General features: G+C 71.4%; 16 protein-coding genes and 2 pseudogenes. 10 read left to right on the top strand and 8 right to left on the bottom strand.

Translation table 11 applies throughout. The features are described 5' to 3' along the window. Positions 1 to 43: 43 nt before the first annotated feature. Genes ACFPIH_RS00840 through ACFPIH_RS00820 form a run of 5 tightly spaced genes read right to left on the bottom strand, consistent with a single transcriptional unit; the run spans position 44 to position 5840 of the window. On the bottom strand, positions 44 to 904 hold the full coding sequence (locus ACFPIH_RS00840; RefSeq protein WP_381166145.1) for a dioxygenase family protein: 861 nt from the start codon (positions 902 to 904) through the stop codon (positions 44 to 46). Continuing rightward, the gene (locus ACFPIH_RS00835) at positions 901 to 1995 is read right to left on the bottom strand and encodes a maleylacetate reductase (RefSeq protein ID WP_381166143.1); all 1095 of its coding nucleotides are present in this window, start codon (positions 1993 to 1995) and stop codon (positions 901 to 903) included. The genes ACFPIH_RS00840 and ACFPIH_RS00835 overlap by 4 nt, the downstream gene beginning before the upstream one ends. Next, positions 1992 to 3284 carry an MFS transporter gene (locus ACFPIH_RS00830; protein ID WP_381166141.1) on the bottom strand — a complete coding sequence of 431 codons (1293 nt, stop codon included), beginning with the start codon at positions 3282 to 3284 and terminating at the stop codon, positions 1992 to 1994. Before ACFPIH_RS00830 ends, ACFPIH_RS00835 begins: the two co-directional genes overlap by 4 nt. After that, entirely contained in the window at positions 3281 to 4855 is a 1575-nt protein-coding gene (locus tag ACFPIH_RS00825; protein ID WP_381166139.1) for a bifunctional 3-(3-hydroxy-phenyl)propionate/3-hydroxycinnamic acid hydroxylase, read from the bottom strand. The genes ACFPIH_RS00830 and ACFPIH_RS00825 overlap by 4 nt, the downstream gene beginning before the upstream one ends. Then, complete coding sequence (locus ACFPIH_RS00820; RefSeq protein WP_381166137.1) at positions 4848 to 5840, bottom strand: amidohydrolase family protein; 993 nt, start codon at positions 5838 to 5840, stop codon at positions 4848 to 4850. Before ACFPIH_RS00820 ends, ACFPIH_RS00825 begins: the two co-directional genes overlap by 8 nt. Before the next feature lie 273 nt (positions 5841 to 6113). Between ACFPIH_RS00820 and ACFPIH_RS00815 the strand changes: the two genes are divergently transcribed. Beyond that, on the top strand, positions 6114 to 6896 hold the full coding sequence (locus ACFPIH_RS00815) for an IclR family transcriptional regulator (RefSeq protein ID WP_381166135.1): 783 nt from the start codon (positions 6114 to 6116) through the stop codon (positions 6894 to 6896). 13 nt (positions 6897 to 6909) lie between these two features. Here the strand turns inward: ACFPIH_RS00815 and ACFPIH_RS00810 are convergent, their stop codons facing one another. Beyond that, positions 6910 to 7719: a PaaX family transcriptional regulator gene (locus ACFPIH_RS00810; RefSeq protein ID WP_381166133.1), complete on the bottom strand. Its 810-nt coding sequence runs from the start codon at positions 7717 to 7719 to the stop codon at positions 6910 to 6912. Between the two features lie 204 nt (positions 7720 to 7923). Between ACFPIH_RS00810 and ACFPIH_RS00805 the strand changes: the two genes are divergently transcribed. From ACFPIH_RS00805 to ACFPIH_RS00785, 5 genes are read left to right on the top strand one after another with little or no spacing between them, the layout of a single operon-like run. Further along, the gene (locus ACFPIH_RS00805; RefSeq protein WP_381166131.1) at positions 7924 to 9420 is read left to right on the top strand and encodes an FAD-dependent monooxygenase; all 1497 of its coding nucleotides are present in this window, start codon (positions 7924 to 7926) and stop codon (positions 9418 to 9420) included. Next, positions 9417 to 11459: an acetate--CoA ligase family protein gene (locus ACFPIH_RS00800; protein WP_381166129.1), complete on the top strand. Its 2043-nt coding sequence runs from the start codon at positions 9417 to 9419 to the stop codon at positions 11457 to 11459. The genes ACFPIH_RS00805 and ACFPIH_RS00800 overlap by 4 nt, the downstream gene beginning before the upstream one ends. Positions 11460 to 11470: 11 nt before the next feature. Further along, a complete protein-coding gene (locus tag ACFPIH_RS00795; protein WP_381166127.1) occupies positions 11471 to 13144 on the top strand; it encodes a (2,3-dihydroxybenzoyl)adenylate synthase in 1674 nt (557 codons plus the stop codon). Further along, positions 13134 to 13550 (top strand): DinB family protein, encoded by a 417-nt coding sequence (locus ACFPIH_RS00790; protein WP_381166125.1) that lies wholly within the window; start codon positions 13134 to 13136, stop codon positions 13548 to 13550. Before ACFPIH_RS00795 ends, ACFPIH_RS00790 begins: the two co-directional genes overlap by 11 nt. 54 nt (positions 13551 to 13604) lie before the next feature. Next, complete coding sequence (locus tag ACFPIH_RS00785; protein ID WP_381166123.1) at positions 13605 to 14333, top strand: alpha/beta fold hydrolase; 729 nt, start codon at positions 13605 to 13607, stop codon at positions 14331 to 14333. A 65-nt stretch (positions 14334 to 14398) separates the two neighbouring features. On the opposite strand, the pseudogene ACFPIH_RS56485 reads toward ACFPIH_RS00785, so the two are convergent. Further along, positions 14399 to 14584 (bottom strand): annotated as a pseudogene (locus ACFPIH_RS56485) (CorA family divalent cation transporter); the annotation flags it as partial. A 297-nt stretch (positions 14585 to 14881) separates the two neighbouring features. On the opposite strand from ACFPIH_RS56485, the gene ACFPIH_RS00775 reads away from it, so the two are divergent. Together ACFPIH_RS00775 and ACFPIH_RS00770 are read left to right on the top strand one after the other, a co-directional pair. After that, positions 14882 to 15334: a hypothetical protein gene (locus ACFPIH_RS00775; protein WP_381166121.1), complete on the top strand. Its 453-nt coding sequence runs from the start codon at positions 14882 to 14884 to the stop codon at positions 15332 to 15334. A 146-nt stretch (positions 15335 to 15480) separates the two neighbouring features. Further along, on the top strand, positions 15481 to 16050 hold the full coding sequence (locus ACFPIH_RS00770; protein WP_381166119.1) for a hypothetical protein: 570 nt from the start codon (positions 15481 to 15483) through the stop codon (positions 16048 to 16050). Positions 16051 to 16747: 697 nt separating this feature from the next. Here ACFPIH_RS00770 and ACFPIH_RS00765 read toward each other — a convergent pair. Then, positions 16748 to 17530, bottom strand: coding sequence for a phosphotransferase (locus tag ACFPIH_RS00765; protein WP_381166117.1), 783 nt, complete (start codon positions 17528 to 17530; stop codon positions 16748 to 16750). A gap of 282 nt (positions 17531 to 17812) precedes the next feature. On the opposite strand from ACFPIH_RS00765, the gene ACFPIH_RS00760 reads away from it, so the two are divergent. Together ACFPIH_RS00760 and ACFPIH_RS56450 are read left to right on the top strand one after the other, a co-directional pair. Continuing rightward, a complete protein-coding gene (locus ACFPIH_RS00760) occupies positions 17813 to 17995 on the top strand; it encodes a DUF6959 family protein (protein ID WP_381166665.1) in 183 nt (60 codons plus the stop codon). A 178-nt stretch (positions 17996 to 18173) separates the two neighbouring features. Next, positions 18174 to 18344, top strand: a pseudogene (locus ACFPIH_RS56450) (transposase); the annotation flags it as partial. Between the last annotated feature and the right edge of the window lie 35 nt (positions 18345 to 18379).

Here is an 18379-nt window from a genome sequence, read left to right as displayed (position 1 = left end):
ATCGCGCATGCCCGACCCGAAAGGGCCTCCGGGAGGTGCCCGCTCACTCCTTCCTGAGGACGATGTCGAAGACCGTCGAGGTCCACCGGCCCTCCAGCCGGCGGCTGTCCGGCGTCGGTGTTCCGGCCTCGTGGCGGTCGAAGGGGCGGATGAGTGACTCCTTCACGCCGAAGACGGAGTCGGCGTCCAGACAGGTGTCGCCCGCCACGAAGATGTGAGTGATGAGACGCCGGAAGCCGGGTGCCGTCACCATGAAGTGCAGATGCGGCGCGCGCATCGGTGAGCGGCCGGCGTGCTCGAGGAGCCGGCCGACGGGGCCGTCGTCCGGGATCGGGTACGGCGTGGGGGTGAGCCCCCAGAACCGGTAGCGGCCTTCGGCATCGGTGAACAGGTGCGCGCGCCCCGCGAGGACCGCGTCGTCGTACTGGACGTCGTACATGCCGTCGTCGTCGGCCTCCCACACCTCGACGCGGGCGCCGGGGACGGGGTTGCCGTCGGTGTCCGTGACCCGGCCGTCGACCCACGCGGGCTCACCGGTCGCGCCGCCCGCGATGTTCCCGCCCAGCTCGATCCCGGGCGAGTCCTGGACGAAGAACGGGCCGAGGACCGTGGACTCCGTCGACTCGTCGAGGCCCGGTTCGTTCACCGCGACGGTGAGCATGGAGATGCCGAGGACGTCCGAGAGGAGGACGAACTCCTGGCGGGTGTCGGTCGTGATGCGACCGGCCGCGGTGAGGAAGCCGACCGCCGCGCCCCACTCGTCCTCGGTGAGGCGGGTCTCGCGCACGAACGCGTGGGCGTGCCGTACGAGGGCCTGCATGACCTCGCGGAACCGCTCGTCCTTCGCGGTGTCGAAGCTCGCGACGACCTTGTCGGTCAGTTCCTGTTCGGGCGTCTGGGTCATCGGGGGTGCTCTTCCGTGGGAAGGGGGACGGCCACCGGGGTGTCGCCCCGGTGCGCGCGGCCCAGCAGCTCGCGCATCTTGTCGCGGGTCACGCGCCGCGGGTTGGTGTCCGGCACCTGTGCCATGACCAGGTCGCAGGCTCGGTCGAGTTCCGCCTCGGCGAGTCCCAACTCGCCCAGCGAGCGCGGAGGTTCGAGCCGGGAGTAGAGGCCGAGCAGCGCGCCGAACGGGTCGGCGCCGGCGTCGAGCGCGGCTCCGAGGTACCGCGCCGCCCCGGGCGCCGCGGCCAGGTTGAGGCCGACCACGTGCGGCAGGACCACCGAGTGCAGGGCGGCGTGTTCGAGGTCGTAGGCGCCGCCGAGGACGTGGCACACCTTGTGGTGCAGTCCGGAGCCGGCCCCCGCGAACGCGACCGCCCCGAGATAGGTGCCGAAGAGGATCTCCCGGCGGGCCGTGATGTCCTGGCCGTCGGCGACGATGCGCGGCAGCGCGGATGCCAGCGAGCGGACGCCCTCGACGGCGAGGGCGGAGCTGATCGGGTTGTGCCGGGGGGCCCACCACGCGTCGACGCAGTGGGCGAGCGCGTTGAGCCCCGACGTCACCGACAGGCGGGTCGGCAGCGACAGCATGAGTGTCGCGTCGTAGACGACGACCCGGGGGAGCACCTTCGGGTCGACGCCGGTGCGCTTGTGGCCGTCCTCGGTGAGGCCCCAGACGGGGGTCGCCTCGGAGCCGGCGTAGGTCGTGGGGACGGCGAGGACCGGCAGGCCGGTGGTGAGCGCGGCCGCCTTGGCGGTGCCCGTCGTGGAGCCGCCGCCGACACTCAGCAGCAGGTCGGCCGCGTGTTCGTGGGCTGCCGCCCGCACGGCTCGCGCCACCTCGGCCGGCACATGCGGCCGGACGGCGCCGAACGTCGCCACGACGGGAACGTCCTTGCAGATGTCCTCGGCCAGGGCGCGCTCCCCCTCGGCCGCGATCACCAGGACCCGGCTCGCGCCGAGTCCCGCGACCTCGGCCGCCACGTCGTCCCGTGCGGTGCCCGAGCCGAAGACGACCCGCTGGCCCCAGGACTCGTAGACGACTCGCGTCATGCCGTCACCGCTCGCGTCCGGGGTACCGCGCCTGCCGCGAACGCCCCGATCAGCGCCGGTACGGCGAAGGCGTAGAAGGCCCAGTCGACGGAGGCGCCCGAGCTGAGGACGTACGCGCCCAGGGACGGGCCGGCGATCGCGCCGAAGCGGCCGATGGACAGGGCCCAGGCGAGGCCGTTGCCGCGCAGGGCGTCCGGGTAGCGCGTCACGATGAACGCGTTGCCGAGGATCTGCGAGCCGATGAACCCGAACCCGCTGATGAACATGAGCACGAACATGACCGGCGTCGGCGGGCGGGTGCTCATCGCCACCAGGCTCAGGGTGCCGACCAGGAACGCCACGACCACCACACGCTTGGCGCCCAGCGCGTCCGCGACACGGCCGCCGACGACGGCCCCGACGCCGACACCCAGCCACATGGCCGCCGTCTGCAGCAGCGCCGAGCCGAGGGAGAAGCCCGCGGCCTGCATGATGCTGGGCAGCCAGGTGCTGATGCCGAAGACCAGAAGCAGTCCGCAGAAGGACATCGCCCAGAACAGCACGGTCGAGACCGCGAGCCCGCCCGTCAGCAGCGAGCCGATCCCGAGCCAGCTACCCGGGTCCGACGTCGGAGAGGCGTCCGACGGGGCGAGACCGAGCCGCTCCTCCACCGCTCTCGCCTCGGCCGTGCGGCCCGTACGGCTGAGGTGGAACGGGCTCTCCGGGAGCCGGAGCACCAGCGGCACGGCCAGGAACACCGGGATCACGCCGATCACGTACAGCCAGCGGTACGAGACGTCGGGCAGCAGGAGAGTGCCGAGCAGGGGGGAGCACAGGGCGCCGGCCGCGTAGCCACTCATGATCAGGGCGACGTTGCGGCTGCGGCGGCCCGGCTCACTGAGGTCGGCGACGTACGCGTTGATCGTCGGCAGTACGACGCCCAGGCCGAGGCCGACGACCAGGCGTCCGGCCCCGAAGGACGGGACGCCGCCGGCGAACGTGCAGGCGGCCATGCCGAGCGAGAACACGGTGGTGCCGACGAGCAGGAGCCGGCGCGGGCCGGTGCGGTGGACGAGGGCCCCGGCGAGGGCCGCGCCGATCAGCATCCCGATGCCGACGAGCGAGCCGATGGTGCCGGCCTCGGCCTTGTCGATGCCGAGCGAGGGGTCGCCCAGGATCGCGGGCACGCTGACGCCGTACACGGCGAGGTCGTAGCCCTCGAGGGACGCGACGACCCAGGCCGCGACCAGCATGAACGTGTTCGCGGGCACTCTGCGGACGGTCGGGCGTATGACGGACGGTGCGGTCATGGCCGGATCCCTTCTCCGACGATGGCAGGAGCCTGTACCGGCTCGACTGCCTTGGCAAGTGTCTTCAGGAGCGCCGGGACGCCGGACAGCGAGTCCACGGTGCCGAGGATGTAGAAGTCGGGCCGCCACAGAACGGCGGCGGCGCCGGTCTCGTCGAACCAGCGCCCGTAGACGCCGCCGACATCGGTGATCCCCCCGGTGGTGAGGCGGCGGTCGGTGAGGTGGTGGACGGCCACGCCGAGCCCGGCGGCCGGATCGAGGGCCGAGGTGTCGAGCGAGGCGCCCTCGCGGCCGTCGACGAGGAGGACGAATCCGCGGCCGAGGACCTCGTCGAAGAGTCCCTCGGTGCCGTGCGATTCCACCCGGCCGTGCGGCATCAGGTGTCCCGCCTGCGGGGACGTGTCGCGCAGGCCCGGGCCGAGACCCGGGAAGCGCATCTTCTCGGGGCGCCCGTCGGCCTCGCGGTGCGCGATCAGGCGGGCGTCGCGCTCGGCGGCGGCCACCGGGTCGCGCATGGTCTGGACGCGGCCGAGCTCGATGCCCTTGGCGATGATCGCCCGCACATGCGGCTCGCGTTCGCTCTGGTACGTGTCGAGGAGCGCGTCGTCGGCGCCCCGCAGTACGGCGTCGAGCTTGAAGGCGAGGTTCTGGGCGTCGCGGATGCCCGAGCACATGCCCTGCCCGAGGAAGGGCGGCATCTGGTGGGCCGCGTCTCCGGCGAGCAGGATCCGGCCGTCGCGCCAGCGCTCCGCGACGAGCGAGCGGAACGTGTACGTGGCGACGCGGACGAGGTCGGCCCGCGAGGGGTCGAGGTAGGCGGCGACCCGGTCCCACACCCGGCCGGGCTCCCGCTCGACGGGGAAGGAGTCCGCGGAGTCGAGCATGAAGCTGAACCGGTGGTGCCCGGGGCCCAGCGAGATGATCGATGTCGGCTGCTCGGGGTCGCAGACCTGGCGGGCCTTCGGGACGTCCGAGGGACCGGTCAGACGGAAGTCGCAGACCATCCACGGCTCGGAGAACCCGTAGTCCTCCTGCCCGACGCCGAGCCGGCCGCGGGTGAAGCTGTTGCCGCCGTCGCAGGCCACGACGTACCGGGCCGGGACGGCCGTGTCGCTTCCCTCGACCTGGATGTCCACGCCGTGGTGCGTGCTGTGCAGGTCGGTGACCCGGGCGTCCATCCGGATCTCGACGTTCCCGAGACCGCGGACCAGGCCGTCGAGGGCGTCCTCGAGGTAGGGCTGGTACATCATGTACCACTCCGCCCAGCCCTGGCCGCCGACGGCGGCGAAGTCGTGCTCGATGAGCAGCTCACCGGCGCCGTTGCGCCACTCGTAGTTCCGCTGGACGTGCAGCGTGGGCAGCAGATCGCGGGCGATGCCGAGACGGTCGAAGGTCCGCATCGTCTCGTCGTCGAAGATGGCGGCGCGCGGAAGGTTGTAGAGGGTCGGGTAGCGCTCGAGGACGACCACGTCGTGGCCCGCCTGCCCGAGCAGCGCCGCGGTGACCATGCCCACGGGCCCGTACCCGATGACGGCGACGTCGTACACGTGCGTGCCCTTCCGCTCAGACACCGGCGTACGCGGGTGCGTGGGTGGGGGCGAGGCCGAGCAGCTTCTCGGCGTTCTGGTGGCCGATCTTGAGCCGGTCGGCGTCGCTGATCGGGGCGTCCCGCAGGAACCTCGTGGCCGTCCCGATGTCCTCGAAGGGGTAGTCGGTGCCGAACAGGATGTGGTCGGCGCCCATCGACAGCAGAGCGGTGAGCAGCGGGGCGGGGGAGCAGACCCCGCTGGTCGTGATGTAGAGGTTGTTCCGGATGTACTCCGAGGGACGGCCCCGCTTCAGCTCGATTCCGTGGTGCGCGTGGAACTCCCAGCGGGAGTCCATGCGCCACATCACGTACGGCAGTCCCTCTCCCATGTGGCCGAGGAGCAGTTTGGCGTTCGGGAAGTCGTCGAAGACGCCGCCGAAGATGAGCCGCAGGACGTGGGTCGCCGTGTCGACGCCCCAGCTCCACATCGGTCCGACGAGCTCGGGGTGCCCGGACAGCACGTGCGCGGTGTCGACGCCGTTGGCCGGGTGCAGGTAGAGCGGTACGTCGAGGTGTTCGGCGCGCTCCCAGACGACGCGCAGGGCGGGGTCGTCCAGGTACCTGCCGTGGGTGTGCGCGTTGACCAGGGCGCCGCGCAGTCCGAGCTGCGTGACCGCGCGCTCCAGCTCGTCGGCCGCGGCCCCGGGATCCTGCAGGGGCAGGGCGGCGAAGCCCGAGAAGCGGTCGGGGTGCTCGGCGATGACACCGGCGAGGAAGTCGTTGACCGTGGTCGCCTGGCGTACGGCGGCGGCCGGGTCCTTCTCCGCCTGGAGGCCGGGGGAGTTGAGCGACAGGACCTGCATGTCCAGGCCGGCCGCGTCCATGTCGTCGAGGCGTTCCTCGGTGAGGTCGAGGAGGCGGCGGGAGGCTTCGGCCCAGGCGCCGGGCTGGGCGATGGACGCGGTCGACGCGCCATGGCCCACCAGGTCGGGGGTCACGAAGTGCTCTTCGAGGCCTATCAGCTTCATTGCGGAGTTCTCCTCGGGGGTGTGCGCGTTTGCGGTCGATCTCGGGTGCGGGGAGCTGGTCATCGAGGGCATGTGTGTGCCGAAGGGCGAGCGGCTCCGGGCGGCTGCGAAACGGGCCGCCGATGTGACCGGGGCAGTCGGGGAGGTGAGTGCCACCGCTCCCGCAGTTCACCAGAACGTAATGCGTTCCGCAATAGTGAATGTAGAATCTGTTTGCCGTCCGCCTCGATAGGCTGACCGCGTTCATCCACCGGCAGGGGAGAAGGCTGCGCTGTGACCGAGACCGATCCCAGGGAGAACGGGGAGCGGCAGGGCATCCAGTCCGTCGAGATGGCGATGCGGGTCCTGCTGGCGCTGGAGAGCGGCGGCGGTGCGCTGAGCCTGTCGGCGATCGCGCAGGCCAGCGGCATGCAGCCCAGCAAGGCGCACCGCTATCTCGTCAGTCTCGGCCGCATCGGCCTGACCTCGCAGGATCCCGCGTCGGGCCTCTACGACTTCGGGGCCGCGATGCGCCGCCTGGGCGCGGAGGCGCTGCGTCGCACCAACGAGGTGGCGGTGGCGAGCGGCCACGCGACGCGGCTCCGCGACCGCACGGGCCACTCCGTGAACCTGGCCGTGTGGGGGGACCGTGGCCCGATCGTGGTGAGCTGGGCGTACGGCACCCGCCCGCTGCCCCTGACGGTGCGCGTCGGCGCCACGCTTCCCCTGCTCACGTCGTCCGTGGGCCAGGTCTTCCTGGCCCATCTGCCAGAGAGTCTCACCGACGAGGTACTGGGCGGAGAGCTCCACGGCAAGGAGGCCGAGTGGACGAGCGAGCGCCTCGCGGCCCTACGGGCTCAGATCCGCGAGCAGGGGCATGTCGTGACGCACAGCGGCGTCATCCCGGGCATCATCTCCGTCGCCGCGCCCGTTTTCGCGGTCGGCGACCCGCTGCCGCTCGCCGTCTCCGTCGTCCTGCCCGAGAGTCTCGGCACACCGGACCACCTTGCCGAGGTGACCCGCGACCTGCGCGACACGGTGGCCGCGGCGTCGCACGAGCTGGGGTACCTGTCGTAGGGCTCGTAGGGCCCTACTCGACGGGGCGAGGGCCGGCCACCTCGTCGTAGTGGGACTCGGCCGACGGGCCGAGGATCTCGTGGGCCTCCAGGAACATCTCGTGCGCCTCGTGGCCCACCCAGCCCGCGGGCAGGAGTTCGGTCGGCAGGTCCGGATCGCGGAAGGGGAACTTGCGGTAGTCGTAGGTCAGCCGCATGCGCTCGACCAGCGCCTCCTCGGGGCCGAGGTGTCCGGACCGGTACGACGGCATACGGCTGCGGTAGGTGCGCAGCAGCTCCCGGTAGTCCTCGTTGAGGGCCGCGAGGTCCCAGCTGCGCGCCGCCATCTCGCGGTCGACGGGCAGCCCGCCGGACTGGCAGCGCAGGGTGTCCAGGCGGATGGCGGGCTCGTCCGCGAACTTCTCCCGGACCTGCTGGAGCCGGTCGTGGGGGGAGACGTAGGTGGACGGGGCCAGGGGGCCGAAGCCCAGCCAGGCCAGATCCTTGCGGATGCGGTCGCGTACGCCGCGCTCGCTCTCGGGGACCGAGTAGATGACCATGTACCAGTGCCGGTCCCAGTCGGACGGTGCCCGGTCGAAGATGCGTGAGCGGCCTTCGTCGAGGAGCTGGAGGCTGCGCTTGTTGAGCGCGTAGAGGGTCTCTCTTCCCTCGCGCCGGACGTCGAACCAGCCCTCCTTGCGCAGGCGTGCGAGGACCACTCGCACGGTGCTCTCACCGACGCCGAAGCAGCCCATCAGCGTGCTGAGGGTGCGCAGCCGGGCGGCGCCGCCGCGGTAGCGGACGTAGTCGCCGAACAGGTCGAAGACGATCGATCGAGGCTTCACGGAACCGACTATGTCACACGGACGGCCGTCGTGATGATGAGTCATGAGGCCGATGGAACCCCTGTTTCCACCGGGCAATCCGCCTCGATGATGTGCGACAAATTATTGACGTCCGTCGATCTGTTGACACAGTATGCGTCCGGGCCTGAGTCTGGGCTTGTACTCGACGTGGAGGCAGGAGCCATGGTTACTCGGATCGCTTGCGTGGGGGGCGGCCCCGGCGGGCTGTTCTTCGCGGCGCTCATCAGGCAGGCCGATCCGTCGGTCGAGGTGACGGTCTTCGAGCGGAACCGCCCGGAGGACACCTTCGGCTTCGGCGTGGTGTTCTCGGACGCGACGCTGGCCGCCATCCACGCGGCTGATCCGGTGCTGCGCACCGCGCTCGCGGAGCACGGCCGGCACTGGGACGACATCGAGGTGCGGCTGAAGGGGCAGCGGATCCGGTGCGGCGGCAACGGCATGGCGGCCATCACCCGCAAGACCCTGCTCGAACTGCTGCACCGGCGGGCCGAGGAGGTCGGCGTCGAGCTCCGGTTCAGCCACGAGGTTCCCGCGGACCCCGCGCAACTGGCCGGCTACGACCTGATCGTGGCCGCCGACGGGGCGAACTCCCGGTTCCGTGACCGGTTCGCCGACGTGCTCGTGCCGACGGTGGAGGTCGCCACCGCCAAGTTCATCTGGTTCGGCACGGACTACCTCTTCGACGGTCTGACCTTCGTGCACGAGCACGGCCCGCACGGCACCTTCGCCGTGCACGGATATCCGATCAGCGACAGCGTCAGCACCTTCATCGTCGAGACCGACGAGGAGTCCTGGCGGCGGGCAGGGCTCGACGAGTTCGACACCGCGCAACCGCCAGGGTCGAGCGACGAGAAGACCAAGCGGTACCTGGAGAAGCTCTTCGCCGGGCAGATCGACGGGCACGAACTGCTGGTCAACAACTCCCGCTGGGGCAACTTCCGCACCCGGCGCACCCGGCGCTGGCACAGCGGCAACGTCGTCCTGCTCGGCGACGCCGCGCACACCGCGCACTTCTCCGTCGGCTCCGGCACCAAGATGGCCATGGAGGACGCCGTCTCCCTCGCCGACAGCCTCCTCGCCCACCGGGACGACCTCGCGAGCGCGCTGGAGGCGTACGAGGCGGCGCGGCAGCCCTCGGTGGCGAAGATCCAGGGCGCCGCCCGTCCGAGCCTGTCGTGGTGGGAGCACTTCGGGCGCTACCACGACGCGTTCGAACCGACGCGGTTCGCCTTCCACTTCATCTCCCGCAGCATCGGCAAGGAACGGATCGCGCGCCGCGACCCGGAGTTCGTCGAGCAGGTCGTACAGGACTGGCGGGCGGCGCACGAGGGGCTCGATCCCCTGGACACGCCGTTCAGGGAGTTCGGCGGACGGCGGCTGACCGCGGCCGACCTCACGGCGTTGCGCTCCGAGGGGTGCCGGTGGCTCACCGCACCAGGCAGCGAGACTCAACTACCCGAGATCTACAGCGAGTTGGCCGACGCCCTGAGCGGCGACACGCCCCCCGACCTGGTCGCCGTGCACGGCGGAACCCCGCTCACCCGGTCGCTGCTCGCCGAACAGGCCCGGCTGGAGCACGGCGTACCCGCACTGATCGTGGAGGACGCGATGGACGACGACCGCGCAGAAACGTTGCTGCTGTCCGGGCGTGCCGACCTGGTGGCGGGGGAGCCGGTATGAGCACGAACCTGACGCCGATGTTCGCGCCCCGGGGCGTGGTCGTGATCGGCGCCTCACGGCAGAGCGGCAAGCTGGGCGCCGCCATGGCCCGTTCGCTGGCCCTCTTCCCCGGCGCCCGAGCCCTGGTCAACGCGCGCCGCCCGGAACCCGACGAGGGTGTGTACGCCTCGGTCGCCGAAGCCGCCGCGCACACCGGCGGACGGCTCGACCTGGCCGTGCTCTGCGTACCCGCGGCCGGCTGCGCCCGGGCACTGGCCGAGGCGGCAGCCGCGGGCTGCCGTGCGGCGCTGGTCTGCGCCGGCGGTTTCGGCGAGGCGGGCCCGGAGGGCGAGCAGTACGCGGAGGCACTGCGCCGCGTTGCCCAGGAGACGGGGATCCGCCTGCTCGGCCCCAACACCTCCGGCTTCTTCGCCCCTCACCTGAGCCTGACGGCCAGCTTCGTGCCGGCGGCCGGGCAGCTGCCGGCCGGGGACATCGCGGTCGTCGCGGCCAGCGGAGGCGTCAACCACGCGCTCTCCTTCGATCTGGTCGCCGCCGGGAACGGGATCAGCCTCGGCGTCGGCATCGGGGCAGGCCTCGACGTCACCGCCGCGGACGTCCTGGAGCACCTCGTGGGGGACGGCCGTACGACAGCCGTCGCCCTGCACCTGGAGACGGTTCCTGACGGGCCGCGGCTGGTCGAGGCCGTACGCCGGGTCGCTGCCGTCAAGCCGGTCGTGGCACTGGTCGTCGGCCGCAGCGACGTCGGTGACTTCGCCCGGTCGCACACCGGCGCGCTCGCCACCTCCTGGCGTACGACGCGCGCCGCGCTGCGGCAGGCCGGGGCGGTGGTCGTCGACGACGAACGGGAGATGGTGGACGCGCTCACCGCTCTCTCCCGCATCCGGCTGCGCCCCGACCCCGACCCGGGGCTCGCCGTCGTGACCGCCCAGGCCGGACCGGGGCTGCTGCTCGCGGACCGGGCGGGCAGTGACGGGATCCGGATGCCGGAGCTGGCCGATGCCACTCGGCGCGCCTTGAGTGAGCTGCTTCCCCCGCTCACCTATCAGCGCAACCCGGTCGACACCGGTCGGCCCGCCGAGACCTTCGCCCGTGTCCTCGACGCCACGGCCGCGGATCCGGCGGTGGACCTGCTCGCCGTCTACGCCCTGACCGAGCCCGACAGCGTCGACCTCGCCTCGGCCGCGCAGGACGCCGGCCTCGGCGCCGGGTCCCCGGCCGTGGTCGTCGTCGGGGGCCTGCCCGAGGACGTCGCCGAGCAGCGGGCGAGGCTGCACAAGGCGGGGATTCCGGCGCTGACCGGACCGGCGTCGGCCGCCAACGCCGTACGGGCACTGGTGACGCATGCCCGGCAGCGGGCCAGGGGTGCCGACGCGCCTTCGCGGGAGACGACCGCATCCGTGCCGTCCGGTCCGGTGGACGAGGACGCCGCCAAGACGTTCCTCGCTTCCCTCGGGATCCGCACCCCCGACCGCGTCGCCTGCGACACCCGTGCCGACGCCCACGACGCGCTGCGCCTGCTGGGCGGGCCCGTCGCGGTCAAGGTGCTCGACGCCGCGATCCTCCACAAGACGGAGATCGGCGGAGTCCACCTGGGCGTGCGCACCCCCGGCGAACTCGACGCGGCGCTGGACGCCATCGGCCCCGACCGCCGCTACCTGGTCGAGGCGATGGCCCCGGCCGGCGTCGACCTCGTGCTCGGCGTACGGCGGGACCCCGTGTTCGGGCCGGTCGTCCTCGCCGGGCTGGGCGGCACGGCCGCCGAGGCCCTCGCGGACGTGGCGATCCGGCTCGCCCCGCTCTCCGCGGCCGAGGCCGCCGGGATGCCCGACGACCTGGCCGCGCGCGCCCTGCTCGACGGCTGGCGCGGCGGGCCGGTGCTCGACCGGTCCGAGTTCGGGCGGGTTGTCTCGGCGCTCGCCGCCGCCCTGGCCGCGAGTCCGCACACCGCCGAGATCGAGATCAATCCGCTGCGGCTCACCGCCGACGGGCTGATCGCCCTGGACGCCGTGATCGTGCGCACGGCCGACCGCACCTGAGGAGAACGATCATGCCAAGGCCGAGCAGCAACGGCGCTGTCCCCTGGCCCCCGGAGTACGCCGAGCGCTACACCGCGAAGGGGTACTGGGAAGGTCACGCCATCGGCGACCGGCTCCATGCCGTCGCCGACGCCACTCCCGACGCGGTCGCACTCGTCGACGGCGACCGACGGCTGACGTACCGTCAACTGGCTGAGCGGGCGGACGCCGTGGCCCTGCGCCTGGCCGCGCTCGGGCTCCGCCCGGACGACCGGCTCGTGGTGCAACTCCCCAACACCGCCGAGTTCGTGATCCTGACCTACGCCTGTCTGCGCCTCGGCGTCATCCCGGTGATGGCACTGCCCGGGCACCGCAGACACGAGATCGGCCACCTGGTCGAGCACAGTGAGGCCGTGGCCATCGCGGTGCCGGACTTCCTCAAGGACCACGACCACCAGGCGATGGCCTTCGCGGTCGCCGGTGACTCGCCAACCCTCCAGCACGTCCTCGTACTCGGGGACAAGGCCGGCGACGACGCCGCGGACCTGCGGGAGTTGTGCGCCGCGCCCGGCACTCCCGAGGACCGGGCCGCCGTGGACGCCTACCGGCCCGACAGCCGCTCGATCGCCGTCTTCCTGCTCTCCGGCGGCACCACCGGGCTGCCCAAGCTCATCACCCGCACGCACGACGACTACCTCTACAACGCCCGCCGCAGCGCCGAGGTCTGCGCGTTCGGCCCCGACACGGTCTACCTCGCCGCGCTGCCCCTCGGCCACAACTTCCCGCTCGCCTGCCCCGGCCTGCTGGGCGCGCTACTGGGCGGCGGCCGGGTGGTGCTGGGTTCTCCCAACCCGGAGAAGGCGTTCCCGATCGTCGAGCGAGAGGGTGTCACCGCTTCGGCCCTGGTCCCGGCCATCGCCCAGCGCTGGCTCGACCACCACCGCGAACACCCCGGAACCGACCTGAGCTCGCTGCGGGTCCTCCAGGTCGGCGGCTCCCGGCTCGCCGACCATGTCGCCCGCCGGGTGCGCCCCGAACTCGGCTGCACGCTCCAGCAGGTGTTCGGCATGGCCGAGGGCCTGCTCAACTACACGCGCCCGGACGACCCGGAAGACGTCATCTGTACGACGCAGGGGCGCCCCATGTGCGAGGACGACGAGCTCCTCGTCGTCGACGAACTGGGCGACCCGGTCCCCGACGGAGCCCCCGGCGTGCTGCTCACCCGCGGCCCGTACACCCCGCGCGGCTACTACCGCGCCGAGGAGCAGAACGCCCGCGCCTTCACCGAGGACGGCTGGTACCGCACCGGCGACATCGTGCGGCTGCTGCCCGACGGCAACCTCGTCGTCGAGGGCCGCGACAAGGACATGATCATCCGGGGCGGGGAGAACATCTCCGCGGAGGAGATCGAGAACTTCGCCTACCAGGCCCCCGGCGTCGCCCGCGCCGCCGCGGTGGCGATGCCCGACGACCGGCTCGGCGAGCGCGTCTGCCTCTACGTCGTACCGGAACCGGGCCACACGGTGACCCTCGACGACATCCACCACGTCATGGAGGGCGCGGGCATCGCCCGCTTCAAGTTCCCGGACCGGCTGGTGGCGGTCCCCGAACTCGCCGCCACCAAGGTCGGAAAGATCGACAAGAAGGCCCTGCGCGCCGACATCACGCGCCGCCTCGACGCCGAAGCATCCCCCGATGGCCACTGACACCGACGGCATGGCGCCCGCCATGGCCCCGGAGGAGAAGAACCCCGAACTCCGCTGGCCGTACGACGGCTTCGCGTCCGCCGGACTCATCCCCCGATGCCGACGCCGTGGTCAACCTCCTGGCCTGGGCCCAGGAGTCCGCCGCCCGGTCCGCCAGGGCGGCCGAGGCACTGACGGACGACGCCGGCGGTCGGCCACGGTCACCAGCGGACAGGGCCGCGAGATCCCGGCGTCCGAAGTGCCGTGGCTACGGGCCCGCGAGGTGTGGATCCACCTGGTCGACCTGCGGGTGGGCGTCGGCATGGACGTGCTGCCGCCGGACCTCGTACGGGACGTCGCCGGGTGGATGTCGGCCCGCGTCGGGCCGGAAAGCGGCGAACTGTCGGAGCTCCCGCGCCGGCTGTGACCGAGTGATTGTCAGTAGTTGTCAGTGATTGTCAAACGATCAAAGGAGATCGGCATGAGCGAGACCTTCGTCCTGGTGACGGGCGCCTGTCACGGAGGATGGGCCTGGCGCCCCGTCGCGAACGAGCTGCGGGCCGCCGGGCACGAGGTGCACACCCCCACGCTGGCCGGACTGGGCGAGGGCGACGACCCGCGCGACGTGACCCTGACCGACTGTGTGAACGGCCTTGTGGAGTACGTCGAGCACGCCGGTCTGACGGACGTCACGCTGGTCGGCCACAGCTGGGGCGGCTACGTGCTGGTGGGCGCGGCGCCCCGGCTGGCCTCCCGGCTGCGCAGACTGGTTTTCTGGAGCGCGTTCGTGCCCAACGACGGCGAGTCGCTGATCGACGCGTGCCCGCCGCACTACGGCGAGATGTTCCGCGCCGTGGCGGCTGCCTCCGGCAACAACGGGGTGACCTTCCCGTTCGAGGTGTTCCAGCAGGCGTTCATGCAGGACGCCGACGACGAGACACAGCGGATCGTCCACTCCCTTCTTGTGCCGCAGCCGCTCGGCACTTTCACGGAGAAGCCGGACACGAGCGCGTTCTACGCGCTGGACATCCCGACCGCGTACGTCCTGTCCGAGGAGGACCTCTCCCTCCCCGGTGAGTGGCACTGGGCCGAGCGCTTCCCCCAGCGCCTGAAGAACCCGCTGATGATCGAGACCCCCGGCAGCCACGAGGCCCTCTTCACCCGCCCCGCCGAACTGGCCGACGCGTTCGTCCGGGCCTGCGCGGCATAACGGTGTCATGGCGTCACACGCGGAGAAGGGCACCCGACCCGCACCGGGCGCGGTCGGGTGCCCTTCTCCGGCATGTGGCTGAAGTTCATGCCGTAGATCGTGCCGACCAGCGTGGGCGCGAACAGGATCGCCGCCCACGACGAGATCTTCTTGAAGTTGCTATCAGGTCGCCTTGACCTGTGACTATGCGGTCTTGGGTGTCGGTGGCGAGCCGGCTCAAGCGTCCGGCGTGGTGGCGTCGCATCCGGCAAGCGCGATCGGCGCAGGCCACCCGTGGGGGGTCAACTGCAACATGCAGACGGTGGCCAGCTGGGCCGGCGAGAGACCCGGGCGCACGTCGCGCGCGTACCAGTCGGCGAAGTCCTCGTCGCGTCACCGGCGTTCAGCCGGTCTCTCACCCACATTGCCGTCGTACCGCCCGAGGTCGGCGGCGGGACCGCAAGGTTTTCGCAAGGCTCGTACCGCACCATCTGGGGTGTACCGCAGCCCGCCGCCGAGCGGAGCGCAGGGGGTGCGGCGCCCGCAGTGAGGGACGAAGGAGAGAACAGATGGAGAGCAGGGCAAGGACATGGGCGATGAAGGCCGGAGCCGCTCTCGCCGCAGGAGTGGGACTCGCCGTGCTGTCTCCGGCGCCGCACGCTCAGGCCGGGACATCGTGCAGTGTGCTCGGCTGTTCGGAGACCTACAACTACTCGGGTGTGCTGGCCCTGGCGGTGCGCGACTGGACGTGTGACTCGGGCACCACGGGCACGGCGAGCACAGGCTGCGTCTCGCTCGCCAACACCCGCTGGCTGAGCAACGGCACCCGCACGCCGAGCGGCCAGGACTGGGACGCCTTCAAGGTGGATGCCGGCTGGTGCTACCTGGTGGAACTGCAGACACCCGGCAAGAAATGGCACATGACCTACGACAGGCGCGGCTACTCGACCCCGGTCTATGTCAAGGTCGAGAACTGGGGCGTGGCCTACCTGCGCGGCCAGTCCACCACCACCTGTCCCTGACCCACCGCGGGCAGGCGGGAGCGTCGGACACAACGCCGGGGCCACGCACCCGTAGTGACGGGGAGCAGGCTCCGGGCAGCCTCCAGCTCAGCGGCGGCAACGCAGAGCCGGACGCCCGCGTGTGGGACGTGCATACAGAACGGGACTTGGACATCGCCGAGGCGGGGGTGCGCTCGGGATCCGAGTGGAAGTACACCGAGCGGCCGGGTGAACTGATCGCGCAGCTCGACGCGGGCCCCGTCCACCTCACGGGCCAGGACATCAGCGGCCCCACCACGTTCCGCGTCACCGCCACACGCCCCGACCTCGTGCGAAGCTATGCGGCGATCGAGACCGGGCTGCCCGGGTCCGGTGTCGAAAAGCTCGCGGACGTCGCCCACGGCGGCGCCTGGCACATCGGCGTGCTCGCCGCCCCGGGCTTGCCCGAAATGCTGCTCGCCGGACGAGAACGGGCATTCCTCGCGCAGTACGCGATCCCGTCGCTCTGCGTGACCCCTGACGCGTTCACCGACGACGACATCGACGAACCCGCCCGCTCCTACGCGCGACCCGGCGCGTTCAACGGAGCGGCCGGACTGTATCGATCGATGCTCCGCGAAGGCGAGGTGTCAGCACTCTCTCCCTCGACGGGATCGGCCACTATGCGGCGGGAAGCCCCCGACAGGCTCGCAGACGGCCTCCCGCCCTTCTACGAGAAACTCGACAACCTGGGGTAACGCGGGCCGGTCCACGATCACATCCACCCTGGCACCGCAAGATCCGAGGTGGGGTCACTTCGCCGTGCCACCGGACCGGCGCACTCGGACCGCCCCGCGCAGCCGACACCCACGGGCCGTCGACGCGGTCCCGGGTGCCCCCGGCTTCGACATCACGCCGCACTCCCAGGAGGACAGGGTGTGAAGCGGAAGCGGAGACTTCGGGGGCAGGCGTCCGGATCATCGACGCGGGCGGGAGTCCTTCCGGGCTTCATGGACGGTCGTGTGCGCCTGGGCTGATCCCCTCTCCGAAGCGTCCATGACACGTCTTCCTCAAAGGTCGGGCGTCGGCGGGTCTGCCGGTGTCAAGCGTCTTCGGCCCCGGCCTCTTCGAGAAGCCATCAGGGGTGACGACGTGATGCCGGCAGCCGTGTTCGCTTCCCACGTCTGAGCGGATCATTGCTGGCAGAAGGACAGGGAGGCAGCAGGGCAGGGGCGTCCCGAGCGTGACGCCGATGGGCCGGCATTTGCCGAGTCGTGGCGTGCTCGCCCACGGCGCTGTCTATCCACCTGGTCATGGACTAGACGCTCGCGGTGATGAGGGTCCTGCTCGGCCCTCCCATCGGCTGGACCGGGACCGCGGCGGGGATCGCGTTCTCGGCCGTCACCCAGGTGCCTGGGAACGCCGATGGCCGGTCAAGGCATGGAATGTGCCGCGTCAGGCGTGGCCGAGGAGTTCCTCGCGCCGGGCCAGCGCCCACGCGCGCTCCTCCTCGATGTCCGGAATGAAGTTCTGCCGCAGGAACGCCGCCCAGGGGTCCGCGCCGAGCGGGCCCAGGCGCGCTATCCGCTCGGTCTCGGCGCGCTGCAACCGTGCCAGCGCGTCCAGTACGTCGGCCGAGTCCGCACCGTAGGCGTCGCAGAGCAGCCGCAGCCGTCGTGCCAACGGCGCGCCGGCTGCGCCGTAGCCGACCCTGCGCTGACGGTCGGGAAGCCGCAAAGGCACGCTGTACCAGGCCAGTTGTGCGAGGTCGTCCAACGCATCGCCGGGGATGGCCAGGTCCCAGTCAATGACGCCCACTAGACGGTCGTCCGCCCAGACCGAGTTCCAGCTCGTGAGGTCGCCGTGGCGCATGATCAGCCCGGGGCGCCAGCGGGCGTCTGGGTCGCACCAGACGGCCTGAGCGGAGGGGTGGAAGTCGCGTACGGCCTCGTGGTAATCGCGCAGCCACCGCCCGAGCGCGGTGATCCCCTCGTCCGCGAGAAGCGCCCGTGGCCACGGAGACAGCCCGACTTCGCCGCGCAGCAGCGACACCACCTCGTGGCCGTCCACGGGACCGTCACCCAGGGCGCGCGGCGCGCCAGCGAATCCCACCTGCTCCAGGTGGCGCAGTAGTTCCCGCACCGCGGGGGTCCACACGCGCCACGGCCTAAGGATGGTCTCGCCCTCACGGCGCACCGTCGACAGACCACCACGCATCGATTCACCGTTCTGGATCATGGTGGAATCCTAGTGCGCGGCGGAATCCTGGGCCCCGGGGCGCGGTGCCCTTCCGGCAGGCTCGCGTGGGAGCCGGGCCGAGCTCGGTATCGGTATCGGTATCGGTATGGAGTATGCGGCTCCGGACCACGCTGATCGGGCGGTCGCCGTCCGCGACGACGCTCTCGTCATCAGTCGCCATGACCGCGGAACCCATTCAGTCTCCATGGAGCCCTTCTGCGGGTACGGCTGTGCCATGCAGGACTACCCAAGGTCGCCTGTGTACCCCGTCGTTGATGTCCGCTGGTCCAGGGCGACTCCCTGCACATCCTTCGCAGCGACGTGGCCGAGTTGGCGGAGGCCTGCGAACGTGGCGACCTGGCTGAGGCGGGGGAGTCCGCCGGCCTTCTGCTGGAGCATCTCGATGCATTGCTGACCCGCTACTCCACGGCGTTGGAAGAGCACCAGATTCAGCGGCCGTACTGAGTGGAGGGCCTCTCACCGGCCGTTCTCTATCCGCTCGTGTGGTTGGTGAGGGTTCGAACGGCGTCCTGGTTCGGGTGAGTTGTTCGGTGTGAAGGCATGCAAGAAGGGCCTCTTGGTAGCTCACAGATACGGGAACGCGGTGGACCGGCCGGTTCGCCGGCCCCGGTACGGCTCGGACATGAGCGATGCCGAATGGGCTCTGATGAGGGAGCTGCTGCCGGTTCCGGGCCGGCCAGCGGGCCGCGGCGGGTGTCCGGAGGGCTACTGCCACCGGCAGATGATTGACGCGGTGCGCGACCTCGTCGACAACGGCATCAAGTGGCGGGCGATGCCTGCGGACTTCCCGCCCTGGCCGCAGGTCTACCCCTTCTTCGCCCGTTGGCG

Origin of the sequence: Streptomyces vulcanius (assembly GCF_042653945.1) — a bacterium.
GTDB classification, from domain to species: domain Bacteria; phylum Actinomycetota; class Actinomycetes; order Streptomycetales; family Streptomycetaceae; genus Streptomyces; species Streptomyces mangrovi.
The sequence above is the reverse complement of the archived record's forward strand: the minus strand, read 5'-3'. Positions and strand labels throughout refer to the sequence as shown.

Bases quoted from the DNA above. Each gene is read 5' to 3' on its own strand.
- ACFPIH_RS00840 (WP_381166145.1), bottom strand. From the start codon at position 904: ATGACCCAGACGCCCGAACAGGAACTGACCGACAAGGTCGTCGCGAGC.
- ACFPIH_RS00835 (WP_381166143.1), bottom strand. From the start codon at position 1,995: ATGACGCGAGTCGTCTACGAGTCCTGGGGCCAGCGGGTCGTCTTCGGC.
- ACFPIH_RS00830 (WP_381166141.1), bottom strand. From the start codon at position 3,284: ATGACCGCACCGTCCGTCATACGCCCGACCGTCCGCAGAGTGCCCGCG.
- ACFPIH_RS00820 (WP_381166137.1), bottom strand. From the start codon at position 5,840: ATGAAGCTGATAGGCCTCGAAGAGCACTTCGTGACCCCCGACCTGGTG.
- ACFPIH_RS00800 (WP_381166129.1), top strand. From the start codon at position 9,417: ATGAGCACGAACCTGACGCCGATGTTCGCGCCCCGGGGCGTGGTCGTG.
- ACFPIH_RS00795 (WP_381166127.1), top strand. From the start codon at position 11,471: ATGCCAAGGCCGAGCAGCAACGGCGCTGTCCCCTGGCCCCCGGAGTAC.
- ACFPIH_RS00790 (WP_381166125.1), top strand. From the start codon at position 13,134: ATGGCCACTGACACCGACGGCATGGCGCCCGCCATGGCCCCGGAGGAG.
- ACFPIH_RS00785 (WP_381166123.1), top strand. From the start codon at position 13,605: ATGAGCGAGACCTTCGTCCTGGTGACGGGCGCCTGTCACGGAGGATGG.
- ACFPIH_RS00775 (WP_381166121.1), top strand. From the start codon at position 14,882: ATGGAGAGCAGGGCAAGGACATGGGCGATGAAGGCCGGAGCCGCTCTC.
- ACFPIH_RS00765 (WP_381166117.1), bottom strand. From the start codon at position 17,530: ATGATCCAGAACGGTGAATCGATGCGTGGTGGTCTGTCGACGGTGCGC.